Here is a 16,081-nt window from a genome sequence, read left to right as displayed (position 1 = left end):
TGCTGGCCTGCAGCATGCAGCGCGGGGCCGTGCGCCAGCTGCCGGCGCTGACGAGCCAACTGCAGGTCCCCAGCCTCTGGGTGGTGGGCAGCAAGGACACGGTGATGGAGCCGCGCTACGTCCGCCATCTCTCGGGCTATGCCCCCAATGCCGAGGTGCAGGAGCTCGAAGGGGAAGGGCATCTGCCGATGCGCAGCGCCCCAGACGCCCTCGCCCGTGTCATCGAGGACTGGCTGGATCGAACCTTGTCCTAGAGCCTGGCCAGACCGCGTTCCTGCAGGTCGGCCAACTGGGCATAGAGACCACCGGCTGCCCGCAGGGCCGTGTGAGTTCCCTCTTCGATCAGGCGACCGCGCTTGAGCACCAGGATGCGGTGGGCTGCCTCCACCGTGGCCAGGCGGTGGGCAATGACGATGGCCGTCCGTTGGCGCAGAACCCGATCGAGATCCCGCTGCAGGGTGGCCTCGGTGGACGGGTCCAGGAAGGCCGTGGCCTCGTCCATCACCAAGACCGAGGGATTGCGGATCGCCACCCGCGCCACCGAGAGCAACTGGCGCTCACCGGAGGAGAGGTTGCTGCCGCGCTCGCGCAGCTCTGTGGCCAACCCGGAAGGCAGTCGATCGAGCAGGGGCTCAAGACCCAGCTCCGAGCAGAGGCGCTCGAGCTCGACATCGCTGATGGCGCCATCGAGGCGCAGGTTGTCGGCCACGTTGCCGCTGAACAGGAAGGTGTCCTGCAGCACCACCCCGAGGCGCTGGCGCAGGGTGGGGATCGGCAACTCGCGGATGTCCACGCCATCCAGCAGGATCCGGCCCTGCTGGGGTTCATAGAGGCGGCAGAGCAGGCGGATGATGGTGGTCTTGCCCGAGCCGGTCGGACCGACCAAGGCCACATGCTCCCCAGGGGCAATCCGGAAGGAGAGGTCCGTCAGGATCGGATCGTCCGGGCGGTAGGCGAAGGAGACGTTTTCAAAAATCACCTCACCGGCGCTGCTGAAGTCGCTGCCACTGCGAATGGCGGCCGAAGAGCGCTGATTCAGGGGCAGCTCCTGAATCTCAATGGGCTCCTCCAGCAGCTCACCGATGCGCTCGACAGCGGTCAGGCCGCCTTGGATCTGAGTGAAGCGCTCCGCCAACTGGCGCAGGGGATCAAACAGGCGCTGGGAATAGAGAATGAAGGTCGTCAGGGTTCCCAGGCCCATCGCCCCAGCGGTGACCATCCAGCCCCCCAGGGCCAGCACCAGGGAAATCGCCCCCAGGGACACCCACTCGATCAAGGCCGAGATCGAGGAGTCGTAAAAGATCGTGCCGTTGACCGCATTGCGGTAGGCATCAGCGGTGCGGGCAAAGCGGGCGGAGTTGTGGGACTCCCGGCGGAACATCTGCACGACCTCCAGACCCTGAAGGTTCTCCTGCAAATCCGCGTTCATCTGGGAGAGCTCCTCGCGAACCCGGTAGTTGGCCTTGCGGTAGCGCCTCTGCAACCAGAGCATGGTCAAGGTGACCGGCACCTGCACCGACAGCAGCAACACCCCGAGGCGCGGTTCAATCGCCACCATCGTTCCGGCGATCACCAAGAGGGTGACCAGGTCCGCCAGCAGCCCCACGGCGCCACTGCCAAAGACCTCGGCCAGGGCATCGACGTCACTGGTCAGGCGCGTCAGCAATTTTCCAACGGGCGTGCGGTCGTGGAAGCGCAGCGAGAGGTCGAGGGAATGGGCAAACAGGTCGTTGCGGATCCGCGCAGTCAGACGTTGGCCAACGGCCTGCACGTTGAAGCTCTGAACCCCCTGCAGGCCCAGGCGGATCAGGACCGCCACCAGCAAGAGCGACACCAGCGTCCGCAACTGGCCCGAGAGGGGCATGGCCTGCAGCCAGGGCAGCACCGGCTCCTGACGCAGGGCCGAAATCGCCTGTCCGACCAGCAGGGGTTGAACCGCCGCGGCACCCGCGACCGGGATCAGCAGCACCAGGGTGAGCAGCAGCCGTTTGCGATCGCGCCCGAGGTAGGGCAGAAGACGCAGCAGCCGTTGACGATCGCGCTTGGCCATCAAGCGCCTGCGCTGGCGATTTGATCGACGATCGATTGGATCTCGCCGGAATCGAGCCGCAGCGACAGCGGATGGCCCACCAGGCGGGCGGTTGAGTGGAACAGATCTTCGATGGCGATCAGGCCGTTTTCTTCGAGGGTGCGGCCTGTGGCCACCAGATCGACGATGGCTTCGCTCATGCCGGTGATCGGACCGAGCTCCACCGAGCCGGCCAGATGGATCAACTCCACAGGCAGATCCAGGGCCTCGAAGTACTCCTCAGCGCAGCGGGTGAACTTGCTGGCGATACGGCAGTGGGCCGGCAGGTCACTGGCTCGGCGGTAGGGACTGGAGGCCTTCACGGCCACACTCATCCGGCAGCCGCCAAAGCCCAGATCCACCAACTGAGCCACGGGCAGCTGGTGTTCCTTCAAGACGTCGTAGCCCACCACCCCCAGCTGGGCCTGGCCGTAGGCCACATAGACCGGCACATCGGCATTGCGCACCAGCAGCGCCCGGGCGCGACCACAGACGCTGGGCACCATCAGCTGGCGGTTGCCCGGCTCCAGCACCGCTGCGAAATCCAGGCCGGCGGCCGCGAAGCGGCGGACCGAGTCCTTCAGCAGGGCTCCCTTGGCCAGCGCGACGGTGATCATGGTTGGCAGCCTGAACCGGGACTTTAACGATGCATGCCGCCACGACGGTTTCGCTGATCCCTGTGCTGAGCGACAACTACGTGTTCGTTCTCCACGGCGAAGGTCCGGGTGCGGTGGTGGTGGATCCGGCGGTGGCCGAGCCCGTGATCGCCTGGCTGGAGGAGAAGGGCCTGGAGCTGGAGGCGATCCTGCACACCCACCACCACAGCGACCACATCGGCGGAACACCCGGGCTGTTGCAGCGCTGGCCCGAGGCGGCGGTGATCGCCAGTGCCGCGGATCGTGAGCGGATCCCGCTGCAAACCCAAGGGGTCCAGGGGGGCGATCAGCTGAGGCTGTTGGGCCGAGAGCTGAGGGTGCTGGAGGTGCCCGGCCACACGCGTCACCACATTGCCTATGTCGTGGAGCCAGAGGCGGGAGGAGCCGCTGAGCTGTTCTGCGGCGACACCTTGTTTGCCGGCGGCTGCGGTCGCCTGTTTGAAGGCACCCCCGAGCAGATGCTCAGCTCCCTGGGCAGCCTGGCGGCCCTGGGGCCCGAGACCCGGGTCTGGTGCGCCCATGAGTACACCGAAGGCAACCTGCGCTGGGCGGCGGAGCAGGAACCGGGCAATGCCGCGATTCGCACGCGACTGGCGGAGGTCCAGCAGCTGCGCCGTGAGGGACATCCAACGATTCCCAGCCGCATTGGACTGGAGCAGGAGACGAACCTGTTCGTCCGGGCCCAAGACGCGGCGGCGCTGCGCCAGCTGCGCGGCCACAAGGACCTCTGGCGGGGCTAGGGCTCAGCCGCGGGCGATGAGGGCGGCACCACTGGGGTAGAGCCGGCCCTGCTCGCCTGCGCGCAGGTGCAACTGACAGCGCTGGCCGCGGGAGTAGTCCAGCTCCAAGGGCAGACGCAGGCGCAGGCGTCGGTCATCGAGCTGTACCTGATAGAGCCACTCACGGCCGAGGAATTCCCGACCCACGACCCAGGCCTCGGCGTCATCGTCCGGAACCAAGGCGATGGCCTGCTGACTGACCAGCACCTCCAAGTCCGAGGAGGAGGACGCAGCAGCCCCGGCCTCCGTTGGTTCGAGCACCCCGAGGGGCGTAAGGCAAAGACCGTCCTGGAGCTGGGCCGGCAGCAGGTTGCCCTGCAGCACAAAACGACCGACAAAGGAGGTCGCCGGGGCCGTCACCAGGTCGTGGGGGCTGGCGCATTGGTGCAGATGCCCGGACTCCAGGACCGCCACCCGATCACAGATCGCCATGGCCTCCTCCGGGTCGTGGGTCACGATCACCCCGCTGGCGCCGCAACGGGCCAGGACACCGGGAAGCTCCGCCCGCAGGCGCAGCCGCACCTCCACATCCAGGTTGGAGAAGGGCTCATCGAGGAGCACCAGGGAACAGCCCGGAGCCAGGGCGCGGGCCAGGGCCAGGCGCTGCCGCTGACCGCCGGAGAGCTCATGGGGATAACGGCGCTCGAGACCCTTGAGGCCCAGCAGTTCCAACAGCCAGGAGGCGCGACTGGTGTCCTGACCTGGCCTGAGGCCAAAGCAGGCGTTACGCCAGGCATCGAGGTGGGGGAAGAGGGCGTAGTCCTGAAAGACCATGCCCACGCCGCGGCGCTCCGGGGGTAACCAACGTCCCTGCCCGGCCACAGGGCGTCCGCCGATGGACACCGATCCGCGGTCGGGCTTCTCAAAACCAGCGATCAGGCGCAGCAGGGTGGTTTTGCCGCAGCCTGAGGGGCCCAGCAGTCCGACCAACTCACCGGGCTGGAGCTGGAAATCAATGTCGCGAAGGGTCCAGTCACCACTGGAGGCGGGGCCGCTGTAGCGATGCCACAGGCCACTGAGCTCCACCTGCGGCTCCTGGGGGAGATCAGGGCTGGGCATCTCAGGGCGCATTCAGCAGGTTCGCCATAGGCTCAGCGCCACATCCTCTCGTGCAATGACCCTTCCAGCGATTGAGGCGGTGACAACCGCCGCGGCACCCGCACCGGTCGGCCCCTACAACCAGGCCGTCAAGGCGGGTGGGGTGCTCTATTGCTCCGGCCAAATCGCCCTGGATCCAGCCACCGGCGCGATGGTCGGCAATGGAGATGTGGAGGCTGAGACCCGCCAGGTGCTCAGCAACCTTCAGGCCGTGCTCAAGGAAGCCGGCTGCACGCCGCAGCAGGTGGTGCGCACCACGGTCTTCCTGGCCGATCTGGGGGATTTCGCCAAGGTGAACGCGCTCTACGCCGAGGTATTCGGAGAGGGGGTTTCCCCGGCTCGCGCCTGCGTGGAGGTGGCCGCACTGCCGAAGGCCGCCCGGGTGGAGATCGACTGCATCGCGGTGCTGGGCTGAATCAGCCGAAAGGTGAGATTGATCCGCTCGGTCCTGACCCGGGCACGGGCCGGTAGGGCGTGCTGCCAGTGGGCCTGGGTGGGCGGATCCATCACCAACAGATCGCCGTCATCCAGGCAAAGCGAGAAGGGCGCCTCAGCTGACGCAAGAGAAGAACGTCTCGGGCGAAAACGCAGATCGCGCGGAACGCCGATGCTCAAGGAGGCGATGGTGGCCTGGTTGTCGAGTTCCGGTTCGTCATCGGCATGCCAGCCCATGCGGTCGTCTCCAGTGCGGTAGCGGTTCAGCAGCAGGCTGTTGAAGCGAACCCCCAACTCCTGCTCCAAAAGATCGCGAAGGGGCGCAATGGAGGGACTCCAGGGGGTGATGGGCTGCACCTGGCCGCTGTAGCGATAGCTGCAGCCGGGGTCAGCCATCCAGCAGGTCAGACGAGGCGTGGGGTGCTGGCGGCCAAAGACGCGCACCAGGGGCTGCTCCCAGGGAACCTCCTGAGCCAGGCGCTGACGCAGGGATTCCGTGACGATTCCATGGCCCTGTAGCCAGGCGGAACCGTGGCGCAGCTTCAGGCCAGGCCGCTCAATCGCAATCAAGGCTGGGCTGGTTCAATCACCCGAGCTTCAGCAACGGGGGGCGGGGCCAGAAGCGTCAGGCGTGTGGCCTGATCAAGAACCGGGGTGGGATCGAGGGCCAGCATCTGCTCACCCTGGCGCTGGCGCAACTCGACATGGAGATGGGGGCCACTGGCACGGCCGCTCTGGCCGACCAGGCCCAGGGTGGAGGCGGCCGTCAGGAAGTCACCTTTGCGGACGTTGGCGCTCTGCAGATGGGCATAGAGGCTCTGCCAACCGCGGCCATGGTCCAGGACCACCGTGAGGCCGTAGCCGTCGATGGGCTCCACCAGAACCACACGTCCCGGAAGCATGGCCAGAACAGGCGTGCCCGCGGGAGCCACCAGGTCCTGACCGGCGTGCATGCGCCAGGCCCCGCGGGAACTCGAATAGCGCCAGCCGTAGGGGTCCACCTCCGTGGCTTTGACCGCCAAGGGATAGACCACACGGATCGGCTGACCAGGACGCAGTGGCCAGGCCAGGGAATCGGGCATGGCCTCGCTGATTCCCATCCCGGGCGTCAGGTCAGCGACCGGAGTATCGCCAGGGATTTGCAATGGCCTCTCAGGGAGGGCCAGAGCCGGGAAAGGCAACAGACAGCCCGTCAGCCCGGCGAGGACAGCAACAGCGCGAACGGGGCCGAATCCCATGGTGGGGCGAGGACTTCGGGCCCGTTGTACCGGGGCCCAGCGCCACGGCCAGCCAAGCGGATCGACCGGTAAGCTCCAGACACACGGGGCGTGGCGCAGCTTGGTAGCGCGGGTGCTTTGGGAGCACTAGGTCGCAGGTTCGAATCCTGTCGCCCCGACTGACTTTTCAGGGATTGAGCCGAAACCTTCCGCTCAAATCCCGCTCAAAAATTCGTCCCGCTCTGGCTGGCAGTGACTGGGAGCGTCCGGGGTTGTCAGGGCCGTCCCCAGTAGCCTCCAGTGCGAGCAAGCCTCAACGGCGGCGATACCGAGCTGCGTCATCCCTGAACGCATCCATCCCCTTTCGCCGGATCCGCTGATGGATCGATCGCAGATCTCCGATCCCAGGAGACCCTGTCCTTCGCATCCACACCGATGACCTATACCCCCCAATGGTCCGTGCAGCGCCAGGCCGCCGATTGCCTGGGCGTGAGCGAGCGGACGCTGCATCGCTGGCGCTCCGCCGGCCTGCTCAAGCCGGGTGAGCACTTCCGCCGGAAGTTCCCCTCGCCCAACAGCCCGCTGCTGTATCACCTGGAGCGCTGCGAGGAGGCGATGAACCACGCCTGCGCACGTCCCTGGCAGCAGCTCGAGCGTGCACCCCAGTGCTCACGCGAGAACCTCAAGCGCCGCTGAGGACTGTCCTCAGGGCTGGCCCTGCCCCCTCCCGCCAACGGAGCTGCCCAGTGCCAGGCCAGCCAGGATGCTGAGCCCCTGATTCACCGCGTCATCAATGCGGCCTTGGGGCCGGGCACAGAACAACGCCACGGGGTGCTCGGGAGTTGAAGCGCCGGAGGGTTGCTGCGGTGCATCGAGATCCACAACACCGGAACTGCCTGGCTCGTCCACACGCCGTTCCAGGGCCGGCAACCCATGCATCCGCACATACAGCCAGCTCAGGGCGGTGCAGTTGAGCAGGTCGAACGCCAGCGTGGCGCCCTGGAACCCCAGGATCCCGGTGGAGATCCAGACCACCAGCCGGCGGGAATCCATAGAGCATGCAGCGAAGGGCTCCATAGAGTTCCGGGGCTGGTGCAGCAATGAAGGGAACTTGGCCTACCAGGAGTCAACTGGGCGGTGTGAAAGCAAATACTCCTGGCTCAATGTGAATACGGATGTCACCATCGGAGTCTTCCAGCCAGGTGCCGTCGAAACGCTGCCCACCCATATAGACCTCAGCAGTCTGGTTTGAACGTAGATAAAGAACTCGCTTTACACCTCCAGCATCAATCAGCTCAAAAGAGATGCGCCCCTGCGATGCTCCCTGAGAGCTGATTCGGCAGCTCGATCCAGAGAGTTGCTGGGATCCAACACTTGTCTGGAACCAGCAATTAGCATTCTGAGGAGAACCAGGCGCGGGGCCGATTCGCGGCGATGATGGAACCGCGGAAAAAGGAGAACCGGGAGTGGCTGGGGGAGGAGAAACTAGCTGCCCCGTTGTCGACTGAAAGCGTGGTGAATTACGTAAGAACGATTCAATCAGAGACGAGGAAACAGCAAAGTTAAGACCTTCACTATCATCAAGCTTGAAAGTAGCAACCCCAACGACGCAGCCACTTTTATCCAAAACGGGACCACCGGAGTTACCGGGATTAATGGGGGCATCGATTTGCAATAGCTTGCCGTTGTCCCGCAGACTGCTCACAACGCCGCGGGTAAGGCTGTATTCAAGTCCCTGAGGAGATCCGATGGCGACAACGTCAGCACCAACACTGGGAGGCTGCCCTTTAAGCACGAGGACACGACCCTTGACGCCTTGGACTTCAACCAGTGCTAGATCAGTTAATGGAGTATCGCCGCCGGCATTCGCAACCACCCTACCCGAGTCCTGGCTTCCATCAGACCATTTGATATTGATAGTTTTAGACTGGCCCACCACATGAGAGTTGGTTACAAGAAAAGTTGACGATGCTGCGTGTCTAACGACAAATGCACTCCCCTCCATCGATCCGGATCGGACAACGGCAACACCAGGCTTTGCGCCTTCAAATAGTGCTTCAGGAGCGAGCGCAATGCTGGAGCATGCAGAGGGTGGATCGGATGGTTGAGAAGCATTGGGTAACCGCGATCGACAACCAGCTAAGAGCGCTAGGGGGATACAGGCGATCAGAGTGGCTTTAATATTCTGAGTCAACGTAAAAATCTAGCCAAATAGCAAAATGGTGGGCCTGAATCAGAGTCCAGGGATGGGAGCCCCTGAACGGATGTCTGGATCGGAACCCTAATCAGCCTATTCCGTTAGTCATTTGCCACTCACCCCTGAGGGCTGGACCCTGCTCAAAACCTGGGAGGGCTGCCGCTTGAGCGCCTATCCCGACCCCGCCAGTGGCGGTGCGCCCTGGACCATCGGCTACGGCCACACCGGCGCGGAGGTGGTCCCGGGGCTCACGATCAGCCAGGAACAGGCAGAGGCCTGGCTCAAGCAAGACGCGACCGACGCTGCCGGAGCTGTCGTCCGGCTCCTCTCCGGCGTTGGCCTGACGGCCCGTCAGCGCGACGCCCTGATCAGCTTCTGCTTCAACGTGGGGGTTGGAGCATTGGAGCGGTCCACCCTGCGCAAGCGTCTGATGGCTGGTGAATCAGCGGCGGTGGTGATCGCCGAGGAGCTCCCCCGCTGGGACAAGGGACCCTATGGCCCAGTGGAAGGGCTCAAGCGCCGCAGGGCTGCTGAGGTTTCGCATTTACGGATGCCTGAGGCCACATCTCCACAGCACCAAACGAAGACAGCTGCTCAGGTCCGAAGCGACAAGCCCATCCAGCTTCAGGACGCGGTTCGTCACCACAAGGGGTTGGCCCATCAGCAGGAGGCGTGGTTGCAGTTAGAGCGCTCGCTCACCGAGGAGCAACGGGATGCCTTCGCGGAGCTGTTCCGGGCTACTGCGTCACCATCAGTCGAGCCCTCCAACCAGGAGGCGCCAGGCCTCATTCAGCTCCCCGTTCCCTACCTGAGCCAGAACGACAGCGCCACCAGCCAGGGCAGCCGGATGTGCTTCTCCTCCTGCTGCGCCATGGCAGTTGCCTACCTGAAACCCGGCGCCATGAACGGCCCCGGCCAGTTGGACGATCAATACCTGGCCAAGGTGCAACGCCACGGCGACACCACCGACGCCAGCGCCCAGGTGGCGACACTCCTGAGCTTGGGCCTACAGGCGCGGTTCCGCACGGATGGCTGCATCGATCACCTGATCGAGCAGTTGCAGCGAGGTATGCCCTGCCCGGTGGGCTGGCTCCACAAAGGCCCTGTCTCTGCACCGACAGGCGGCGGCCACTGGAGCCTGGTGATCGGCTGGGATCCCGCCAAGCGCCAGTTCCTCATGCACGACCCCAACGGCGAGGTCGATCTCGTGAACGGCGGCTACGTGAGCACCACCATCGGCAGTGGCCATGCCCAGCGCTATTCCGAGCGCAACTGGGGTCGCCGCTGGATGGTGGAAGGAACCGGAACCGGCTGGTGGATTCAGATCGACCAGGGGACCTGATGCACCCAAGAGGGGAACACTTCAAGCAGTTGCGCCCTTCAGCGATGACCTTCACTCCCAACATGGCCACCAATCCCCTCCCTAGCGATCACCATGTGCGCCTGGGATTGGAAGCCCAGCTGCGCCAGTGCTGGGCGATGTACAGCGCTCTGCCCACAGAAGCCAACCGTTATCAGGTAGTCAGGCTGGAGCGCCAACTGCTGAGCCTTTGATGGCAGCACCCCAACCAGGGATGCTACAACCAGACCGGACAGAGGATGACAACGGCTTGACCAGGAGGCCTGAGGAGGCCTCCTTTTTTAGTGGCATCAAAAGCTGGGTAGAACCTGGAGAAGCATTGCTTGCTTCGATAATCTCCGAGTATCAACCTCCTTGCACATCATGCTCACCGGTTCTGACCTGCTCGCCAAAGTCAAGGAGCTGGGCGATGTCTCTAAATCGGATCTGGTGCGCAGCTGCGGCTACGTGAGCACCAAGAAAGATGGCGGCGAGCGCCTGAACTTCACCGCCTTCTATGAGGCCCTGCTGGAGGCCAAGGGCCTGAGCCTCGGCAACGACGGCGTGGGCCGGGGCAAGGGCGGCCGCAAGCTCAGCTACACCGCCACTGTGCAGGGCAACGGCAACCTGCTGGTGGGCAAGGCCTACACCGCCATGCTCGACCTCAAGCCTGGTGATGAATTTGAGATCAAGCTGGGCCGTAAGCAGGTCCGACTGATCCCCGTGGGTGGCGAAGACGAGGAGGAGTGAAATCGGACCAATCTGTAAGGTGAGAACGCAAAGACCTGGTTATACGTGAGAATTCAGGAATCGAGCTGCACTGATTCCGGCATAAGTACTAGATATCTTTACGGTAGTCATAGACGAGCCACTGACCGTTATGGAGCTTGAGCTCATAGATCCAAGCCTGAGTCTTGCGGCCCGATTTTGATTTGTCGATTCCCTGCGGTGTGCGCAACTCAAGGTCTTCAAGAACCTTCACAGTGAGATGGGCCCGGTCAGGAAATTGCCTGAAATCAGAAACGTTTAGAATGCTAAGATCTTTGTAGATATATGATGCATTATTTGACCTTAGCCAGTCGACGGAACCACCGGGCCTAGTTATATCGGAGTACAGCGGTCCTGGATCAACTATGAACTGGCCGAGCCTGGATAGATCATAGGGTGAAGAAAAGATAGTCTTTTTGTACAACAACCATGCTTCGACTAGCTGTCGAGCGGAAGTTGCATCTAGTTGAACAGTTGGCGTGGGAGCTGTTGATGGAGACCCAAAGGGAGACGGGGTAGCAGAACCACTGGCCTTGCTTGGACCTTGAGACGGAAATCCTGGTGCGAGGGCGCTGTTGGGGAGTTGAGCCCCTTGAGGACTATTACTACCGGGCGCGGTAGGAAAACTGCCGTTAGAGGCAACCGTCGGTGCAGACGCTGGGGGGCGAGACCTTGAAATAAACCATAGCGAACCAGCAACAAATAAAAGGAAGAAAATAAATGCCGCTAGGACAGGAATAATTGGGTTTGTAGATCCAGAATTTGCAGACACAGTAGAGAGAGACGTTCTACGGGAGATGACATACTGAAGGGAAAGGTAAGTCATTTGGCTGGCTTGTACTCAACCACAAAGCTCGCGAATTGGCCTTCAGGGATATAGTCCTGGTTGATGGTGGTCAGTCCCTGTCCGACGGTTGTGTTGGAGATCTCAGCCTGAAGAGTGCATCCCTCACCATCAGGATCCAGGCGACAAGCAATATCAATACGGTTTGGTCCCTCCTTGAGGGTCAGTGATAAAGGATGTGGAGGGGCATTGTCAGGAGTATGTATCCTCGTGTCATTAAGAACAACTTGTCCATTAAGCGCTACAGCGATGACATCACCACCGTCAGCAAGATTGTCACTTAGATAAAGAACACTTGGGCTGTAGGCCGTGCCGAGATTCTTGAATCCGAAGCTGTTATCGAAAGAAGGGTAGGAAGAAAACCAGGGAGGTATAACGGTCACGGATCTTGGCAGGGAGTCGTAGACACGCCGGTCACAAGCGCTGATGAGGGCGACCAAGGCCAGGGCACTCGTAATATGCAAGCAACGCATAGAGGCCGATAACACCTGCACGCAGTATAGCAACGGAAAGCAGATATGTATATTTTTATATAGATTCGGAGAATCATATCGGCAATGAGGGACTATGTGGAGGCAGGTACGTGATCAATGGCCGAAGACCTATCAAAGCTAAAAGAAATTATCAGGACAAACATACGCAATATAAAAGAGGTCGCAGACGCCCTTGTCTATGTTAGAGAAAAGATGTTGGCGACGCAGGAGACGGTTGACGAGATACTGAATCGGCTAGATCGGCTTGAAGAGGCGAGACCGAATACAATCGATGGAGTCAGAGTCTTTAGTGTAGGCAATAGTGAAAGCGGAGAAACATCGAGTCGAACCCCTGATTTAGATATTGACCAAGAGGAGTTAGGAACACTCATCACGCAACATCCGAGATGGCTCAGACCATTCTCTGTGCTTGCTGAACTGGAGAAACATGAACTCGAAGTCGAGACATTGAGATTAAGACGAAGTTCAACTGGCTATTTACGTGTCATTAAGCTTGTAAATGGATCCGAGTGGGCTTACTTTGAGCAGATGTCATACGAGCGATTCTCGCGTATGCCCTTGCTGAGAGAAGTCTTTGAAATCAAGATTGGAAAGTCAGGAGATGAAGCAAAGTGGTCAACAGCATTCGTCGATGAACCGGTCAAGCTTCAAGCTCTGCAGAAGGGAGCTCGCTGGGAATTACTGGGTAAAGGCTCACTAACGACGGAGAGCTAGAATGAATACTAAAGAATCATCTGGAATGTTGATCAGAAAAACACTGACTGTTGTGGGCATTGCCGTGCTGACGGGATGTCAGAGTCAAATCGAGTGTTATGGATTTGACAAAAACAAAGATAGTAGCGTTGCTCTTAAGAGGGGAACGATCAACGTATCAATCGATGGCAGTGGATCTATGAAAGGATTTGCTTCTATCGGTGAATCGCACTTCCATAAAGTGCTCGAGGAACTGGATACAGCTGTCGGCGTTAGTTCGGCGCTAGGATTTAAATCAAGTACAACACGTGTAACACGCATTGGCCGTGAGGCTGGGGCCGGTTCCAAACTAAGTAGTGTTGCTGCATCATCGATTCTTGCAGCAAGGAAACCAGATTTCTTTGATCAGCAAAAGGGTAAATGGCCTAGGGTGAGCAGCTCTATTGAACAGTTCGCGAGTAAAGATCCTGATAGTGTTGATATACTAATTAGTGACCTGGAGCCCGACAATGCTTCCATTAAGCAGTTCCTCTCAGCAATAAAGCCGAAACTTCAGACCGGTACTGCGCCCAAGAGTTGGCTACCTTGGGCAAGAGTGGAAACTAAGGCGACTCAACTTGCGATCATCGGCATTCGTAGTCAGTTCTCTGGAGGCGTATTCCCAGCAGTACAGGGCAACTTTAGGTCATTTGTTTATAATGGATCTAGACCGTTCTACGTTGTTGTTCTAGGACCAACAGAAAAGACTGAGAAAATTATTGAACGTCTAGTTAAAGACAGGAGGATAGGCGCTGATGTTCAGGTCTCAAGATTTGCAGCAAATCCGAACAGCGGGCAGACATCTTTTGTTGACCAGAGCAAGACAGTAATGCTACCTCCAAATTGTATGGCCCCAGTCTTTTCTCTGAGCCAGGGGCTTTCAGGAAAGTTAAGAGTTCAAGATCCTACAACTAGGTGGGTACAAGTCCTCAAGGATCGGCGATGCGCAGCGCAGAAGTTGGAAATGAAGTTCTCGTCAAATTCAATTCTTGGCTTTGGCCCAGGCTCATTTAGTGGTCCTGATTATATTACGGGTGGCAGTTCTGCTGGTGTCGATGGATTAGTATCTGCGAATGGAATGAATATAAGAACTGATATATTGGCGATCAATGGATCCATTGCATTGCTTGACATCAGTGCCAATGCTGCGGATCTGGATCAATCAAAATGGGCTGACTGGAATACATCCGGTACTACGATGGATGGAGCTAGAACACAAAGGCTGCTTGCACTGGTCAAGAGCCTACGGACAGAAACAGACCAATATGCAGTAAGTCAATATGGAACTCGCTATAGCCCAGCAAGGGTGTGCGCGGCCATCAAGACCTAAGCATATTCTCTATATGGCCAAAGCACCAACAGCATTCTTGACAGTACCGCATCTTGACTTTACTATCCACAGGAGGCTAAATTAGAAATGGCAACTGCACCAAGAAGGAATGATGCGCCATGAAGCTTAGGTACATTGCAGGCGGGCTAGCTATAGCCCTGGGGGTCATTTGGATAACGGGGATAACGTATACTCTAATATCTGATATCTTGCCAGTTTCGCTTCAAGCACCTACGCAATGGGCGCAACAGGTGTACCTGCCTTCAGGTGCTCTTAGCACAATCTTGTACTTAGGCTTCTTGCTTGCCTGGATATACTATAGCTATAATCGCAGATGCAAGAGCTGCATTGAAGCGAAGCAGACTATTGGGCTTTGGATTAGTCTCTTTGGCATGGCGATTGTATCTAACGTGATTTCGCTAGTCATCTTTATTCAGTTTACCGTTGTCCAGGGTTTAGCAAATCAAGCTGCTCCTGGGGGTGGTGCTTTTGTGAATGCCCCTCCATATGAATATCTGATTCCGATGACACTGATCAACGGGCTTCTGCTCTTCTGGCTCCCCAGTTGCTTCTTAAGTCAGAGGACTCTTAGGTTCATCCCGCCATTCAGCTACGAACTTAACACCATTACGGAGAAGCGGTGATGAAGAAGGTATACGTGATTGGAATTGGTGGCACAGGCGCGAAGTGTGTCAGAGCCGCTGTTCATCTGCATGCCTCGGGTGCGTACGGCAAAGATGTGAGGTTGGGGATTTTGCTGGTGGACGCAGATGCGTCGAATGGCAATCTTCAAGCTGCTAGAGAGACGGTTCAATCTGCCCTAGAAGCGGGAAATGTGCTTCGCGATACGAATGTCAGCCTGTTCAGTGGCAGTCTGAGAAACTATGGTTACTGGAATCCGCTGGGTGATTATTCTGACAGGCTTACTCTGAGCGATATTTATCGGGAAGCCGGAATGCGTGCCGTTGATGCAGGCCTTGGTGAACTTTATGATTGCCTTGTGTCACCTGAAGAGAAGCAGGCTGATTTATCTGTTGGATTCCGTGGTAGACCATCCATAGGGTCAGCAGTCGTCAGTCGCATTAGGGCAACAGGTTTCAGCCAGGGTCCTTGGCCTGACTTGATTAATGACATACAGGCTGATTGCGCTAACGGAGACAAGCCGAGAATTCACTTATTTGGAAGCATCTTTGGCGGAACCGGTTCATCGGGCCTCCCGACGCTGGGTACTCTTGTGTCAAGGCAGTTAGGCGGAGTTCGTGATGCAGTTGAAATTACAGCTTCAGTGCTGCTTCCATATTTTGATTTCGACATACCAGACGATGAAGATATCTATGCTGAAGCCAAGAACTTTACTCTAAATACGGATGCGGCTCTTCAATATCTGGCAAGACTGGCTGGAGAAAGCTTCAACTGCATTTACCTCGTTGGGGATGGAACGAAGCAACGCTATGAGCAACCAGCGACAGGTGGACCAAGGCAGAACAATCCATCAAGTTGTATTGAGTTGATAGCAGCAGCTGCAGTGAGTGCAGAACCGGGTGTGGGGTACGGCAATGGAGCATATTTAACCGTATCCGACGAATCGGTAATGACCTGGGAAGACATTCCTGGTGAGGTTACAGCAAAGTCTGTTAAGTCTGCCTTGCGCACATGTTACGCCTGGCATTTCAATATTTACAATGAGCTGAGAGAAGCTCAGAGATTCGAATCAAAGAAGTCCTTTACAAAAGGTGCTCCCTGGTTTGATCGTTTTTTCACACTATCGGAGGGTACTAATCGACCAGATGTGGAGAGCGAAGAGCAGAGCAAAAAAATTGCTGCTTTTGACAAATGGTCTGTTGACTTTTTGCAGTGGCTACAAGAGCTAAGTTGGTCAGGGTCAGCGCGCGAACAACTTGCCGATATCAGAGATGATATGCTCAAGAATTATCAGGGGTTAGAACCCGATACATCCAGACCATACATTGAATCGCTCGAGAATCTCGTCATTGGTCAGACATTGGCGAAGCGGGAGAAGTGGCGAGACAGTATCGACTTACTTAAGAATAACCTTGCCGATCGAAAGCATCGCATTGAAGGCGTTATTGGTCTGATTAACAATCTGTACGAAATCATCTGACA

At 58.6% G+C, this 16,081-nt stretch carries 19 protein-coding genes and 1 tRNA gene; 11 read left to right on the top strand and 9 right to left on the bottom strand.

The window, feature by feature from the left end; all coding sequences use genetic code 11:
• Positions 1-254 (top strand): alpha/beta fold hydrolase (locus CB0205_RS0108480; RefSeq protein ID WP_029626241.1); only part of this gene is annotated, 254 nt, incomplete at its 5' end.
• Here the strand turns inward: CB0205_RS0108480 and CB0205_RS0108475 are convergent.
• Together CB0205_RS0108475 and hisG are read right to left on the bottom strand one after the other, a co-directional pair.
• Positions 251-2,050, bottom strand: coding sequence for an ABC transporter ATP-binding protein (locus tag CB0205_RS0108475; protein ID WP_010316493.1), 1,800 nt, complete (start codon positions 2,048-2,050; stop codon positions 251-253). The two genes, CB0205_RS0108480 and CB0205_RS0108475, sit on opposite strands and share 4 nt — an antisense overlap.
• Positions 2,050-2,685: an ATP phosphoribosyltransferase gene (gene hisG / locus CB0205_RS0108470; RefSeq protein WP_010316491.1), complete on the bottom strand. Its 636-nt coding sequence runs from the start codon at positions 2,683-2,685 to the stop codon at positions 2,050-2,052. The genes CB0205_RS0108475 and hisG overlap by 1 nt, the downstream gene beginning before the upstream one ends.
• A 29-nt stretch (positions 2,686-2,714) precedes the next feature.
• Between hisG and gloB the strand changes: the two genes are divergently transcribed.
• Positions 2,715-3,464, top strand: coding sequence for a hydroxyacylglutathione hydrolase (gloB, locus tag CB0205_RS0108465; protein WP_010316489.1), 750 nt, complete (start codon positions 2,715-2,717; stop codon positions 3,462-3,464).
• Positions 3,465-3,467: 3 nt separating this feature from the next.
• Here the strand turns inward: gloB and CB0205_RS0108460 are convergent, their stop codons facing one another.
• The gene (locus CB0205_RS0108460; protein ID WP_043705799.1) at positions 3,468-4,562 is read right to left on the bottom strand and encodes an ABC transporter ATP-binding protein; all 1,095 of its coding nucleotides are present in this window, start codon (positions 4,560-4,562) and stop codon (positions 3,468-3,470) included.
• A 55-nt stretch (positions 4,563-4,617) separates the two neighbouring features.
• Between CB0205_RS0108460 and CB0205_RS15425 the strand changes: the two genes are divergently transcribed.
• Positions 4,618-5,016 carry a Rid family detoxifying hydrolase gene (locus CB0205_RS15425; protein ID WP_071777973.1) on the top strand — a complete coding sequence of 133 codons (399 nt, stop codon included), beginning with the start codon at positions 4,618-4,620 and terminating at the stop codon, positions 5,014-5,016.
• On the opposite strand, the gene CB0205_RS0108455 is transcribed toward CB0205_RS15425, so the two are convergent.
• Together CB0205_RS0108455 and CB0205_RS14585 are read right to left on the bottom strand one after the other, a co-directional pair.
• Positions 4,905-5,606, bottom strand: a complete 702-nt coding sequence (locus CB0205_RS0108455; protein ID WP_010316484.1) for an alpha-ketoglutarate-dependent dioxygenase AlkB — start codon at positions 5,604-5,606, stop codon at positions 4,905-4,907. The two genes, CB0205_RS15425 and CB0205_RS0108455, sit on opposite strands and share 112 nt — an antisense overlap.
• Positions 5,603-6,274 carry a M23 family metallopeptidase gene (locus CB0205_RS14585; RefSeq protein WP_156797900.1) on the bottom strand — a complete coding sequence of 224 codons (672 nt, stop codon included), beginning with the start codon at positions 6,272-6,274 and terminating at the stop codon, positions 5,603-5,605. The genes CB0205_RS0108455 and CB0205_RS14585 overlap by 4 nt, the downstream gene beginning before the upstream one ends.
• Before the next feature lie 84 nt (positions 6,275-6,358).
• On the opposite strand from CB0205_RS14585, the gene CB0205_RS0108445 reads away from it, so the two are divergent.
• Both CB0205_RS0108445 and CB0205_RS0108440 read left to right on the top strand, forming a co-directional pair.
• Positions 6,359-6,432, top strand: a tRNA-Pro gene (locus CB0205_RS0108445).
• Between the two features lie 256 nt (positions 6,433-6,688).
• Complete coding sequence (locus CB0205_RS0108440) at positions 6,689-6,949, top strand: helix-turn-helix domain-containing protein (RefSeq protein ID WP_010316480.1); 261 nt, start codon at positions 6,689-6,691, stop codon at positions 6,947-6,949.
• A 9-nt stretch (positions 6,950-6,958) separates the two neighbouring features.
• Here CB0205_RS0108440 and CB0205_RS0108435 read toward each other — a convergent pair whose 3' ends face one another.
• Positions 6,959-7,306 (bottom strand): hypothetical protein, encoded by a 348-nt coding sequence (locus tag CB0205_RS0108435; RefSeq protein WP_010316478.1) that lies wholly within the window; start codon positions 7,304-7,306, stop codon positions 6,959-6,961.
• A 73-nt stretch (positions 7,307-7,379) separates the two neighbouring features.
• Entirely contained in the window at positions 7,380-8,258 is an 879-nt protein-coding gene (locus tag CB0205_RS15420) for a S1C family serine protease (RefSeq protein WP_071777972.1), read from the bottom strand.
• 301 nt (positions 8,259-8,559) lie between these two features.
• Between CB0205_RS15420 and CB0205_RS0108425 the strand changes: the two genes are divergently transcribed.
• The 3 genes from CB0205_RS0108425 (at position 8,560) to CB0205_RS0108415 (ending at position 10,539) form a co-directional block, all read left to right on the top strand.
• Positions 8,560-9,792, top strand: coding sequence for a glycoside hydrolase family protein (locus CB0205_RS0108425; protein ID WP_010316473.1), 1,233 nt, complete (start codon positions 8,560-8,562; stop codon positions 9,790-9,792).
• 44 nt (positions 9,793-9,836) lie between these two features.
• A complete protein-coding gene (locus tag CB0205_RS16360; protein WP_010316471.1) occupies positions 9,837-10,004 on the top strand; it encodes a hypothetical protein in 168 nt (55 codons plus the stop codon).
• A gap of 169 nt (positions 10,005-10,173) precedes the next feature.
• Positions 10,174-10,539 (top strand): AbrB family transcriptional regulator, encoded by a 366-nt coding sequence (locus CB0205_RS0108415; RefSeq protein WP_010316469.1) that lies wholly within the window; start codon positions 10,174-10,176, stop codon positions 10,537-10,539.
• An 88-nt stretch (positions 10,540-10,627) separates the two neighbouring features.
• Here CB0205_RS0108415 and CB0205_RS16735 read toward each other — a convergent pair whose 3' ends face one another.
• Positions 10,628-11,383 (bottom strand): ARC6/PARC6 family protein, encoded by a 756-nt coding sequence (locus CB0205_RS16735; RefSeq protein WP_083797925.1) that lies wholly within the window; start codon positions 11,381-11,383, stop codon positions 10,628-10,630.
• Positions 11,380-11,841: a hypothetical protein gene (locus CB0205_RS16060; protein ID WP_156797899.1), complete on the bottom strand. Its 462-nt coding sequence runs from the start codon at positions 11,839-11,841 to the stop codon at positions 11,380-11,382. The genes CB0205_RS16735 and CB0205_RS16060 overlap by 4 nt, the downstream gene beginning before the upstream one ends.
• 150 nt (positions 11,842-11,991) lie before the next feature.
• Between CB0205_RS16060 and CB0205_RS0108390 the strand changes: the two genes are divergently transcribed.
• The 3 genes from CB0205_RS0108390 (at position 11,992) to CB0205_RS16050 (ending at position 16,079) form a co-directional block, all read left to right on the top strand.
• The gene (locus tag CB0205_RS0108390; protein ID WP_029626240.1) at positions 11,992-12,609 is read left to right on the top strand and encodes a hypothetical protein; all 618 of its coding nucleotides are present in this window, start codon (positions 11,992-11,994) and stop codon (positions 12,607-12,609) included.
• 1 nt (position 12,610) lies between these two features.
• Positions 12,611-13,957 (top strand): hypothetical protein, encoded by a 1,347-nt coding sequence (locus tag CB0205_RS16055; protein ID WP_156797898.1) that lies wholly within the window; start codon positions 12,611-12,613, stop codon positions 13,955-13,957.
• A 643-nt stretch (positions 13,958-14,600) separates the two neighbouring features.
• Entirely contained in the window at positions 14,601-16,079 is a 1,479-nt protein-coding gene (locus CB0205_RS16050) for a hypothetical protein (RefSeq protein ID WP_071777970.1), read from the top strand.
• The last annotated feature ends 2 nt before the right edge of the window (positions 16,080-16,081 follow it).

This window comes from Synechococcus sp. CB0205, from assembly GCF_000179255.1.
Classification (GTDB): domain Bacteria; phylum Cyanobacteriota; class Cyanobacteriia; order PCC-6307; family Cyanobiaceae; genus Vulcanococcus.
The sequence above is the reverse complement of the archived record's forward strand: the minus strand, read 5'-3'. Positions and strand labels throughout refer to the sequence as shown.

Bases quoted from the DNA above. Each gene is read 5' to 3' on its own strand.
- CB0205_RS16360 (WP_010316471.1), top strand. From the start codon at position 9,837: ATGACCTTCACTCCCAACATGGCCACCAATCCCCTCCCTAGCGATCAC.
- gloB (WP_010316489.1), top strand. From the start codon at position 2,715: ATGCATGCCGCCACGACGGTTTCGCTGATCCCTGTGCTGAGCGACAAC.
- CB0205_RS15420 (WP_071777972.1), bottom strand. From the start codon at position 8,258: ATGGAGGGGAGTGCATTTGTCGTTAGACACGCAGCATCGTCAACTTTT.
- CB0205_RS16050 (WP_071777970.1), top strand. From the start codon at position 14,601: ATGAAGAAGGTATACGTGATTGGAATTGGTGGCACAGGCGCGAAGTGT.
- CB0205_RS0108475 (WP_010316493.1), bottom strand. From the start codon at position 2,050: ATGGCCAAGCGCGATCGTCAACGGCTGCTGCGTCTTCTGCCCTACCTC.
- CB0205_RS14585 (WP_156797900.1), bottom strand. From the start codon at position 6,274: ATGGGATTCGGCCCCGTTCGCGCTGTTGCTGTCCTCGCCGGGCTGACG.
- CB0205_RS0108415 (WP_010316469.1), top strand. From the start codon at position 10,174: ATGCTCACCGGTTCTGACCTGCTCGCCAAAGTCAAGGAGCTGGGCGAT.
- CB0205_RS0108435 (WP_010316478.1), bottom strand. From the start codon at position 7,306: ATGGATTCCCGCCGGCTGGTGGTCTGGATCTCCACCGGGATCCTGGGG.
- CB0205_RS16735 (WP_083797925.1), bottom strand. From the start codon at position 11,383: ATGACTTACCTTTCCCTTCAGTATGTCATCTCCCGTAGAACGTCTCTC.
- CB0205_RS16055 (WP_156797898.1), top strand. From the start codon at position 12,611: ATGAATACTAAAGAATCATCTGGAATGTTGATCAGAAAAACACTGACT.
- CB0205_RS0108390 (WP_029626240.1), top strand. From the start codon at position 11,992: ATGGCCGAAGACCTATCAAAGCTAAAAGAAATTATCAGGACAAACATA.
- CB0205_RS15425 (WP_071777973.1), top strand. From the start codon at position 4,618: ATGACCCTTCCAGCGATTGAGGCGGTGACAACCGCCGCGGCACCCGCA.
- CB0205_RS0108440 (WP_010316480.1), top strand. From the start codon at position 6,689: ATGACCTATACCCCCCAATGGTCCGTGCAGCGCCAGGCCGCCGATTGC.
- hisG (WP_010316491.1), bottom strand. From the start codon at position 2,685: ATGATCACCGTCGCGCTGGCCAAGGGAGCCCTGCTGAAGGACTCGGTC.
- CB0205_RS0108460 (WP_043705799.1), bottom strand. From the start codon at position 4,562: ATGCCCAGCCCTGATCTCCCCCAGGAGCCGCAGGTGGAGCTCAGTGGC.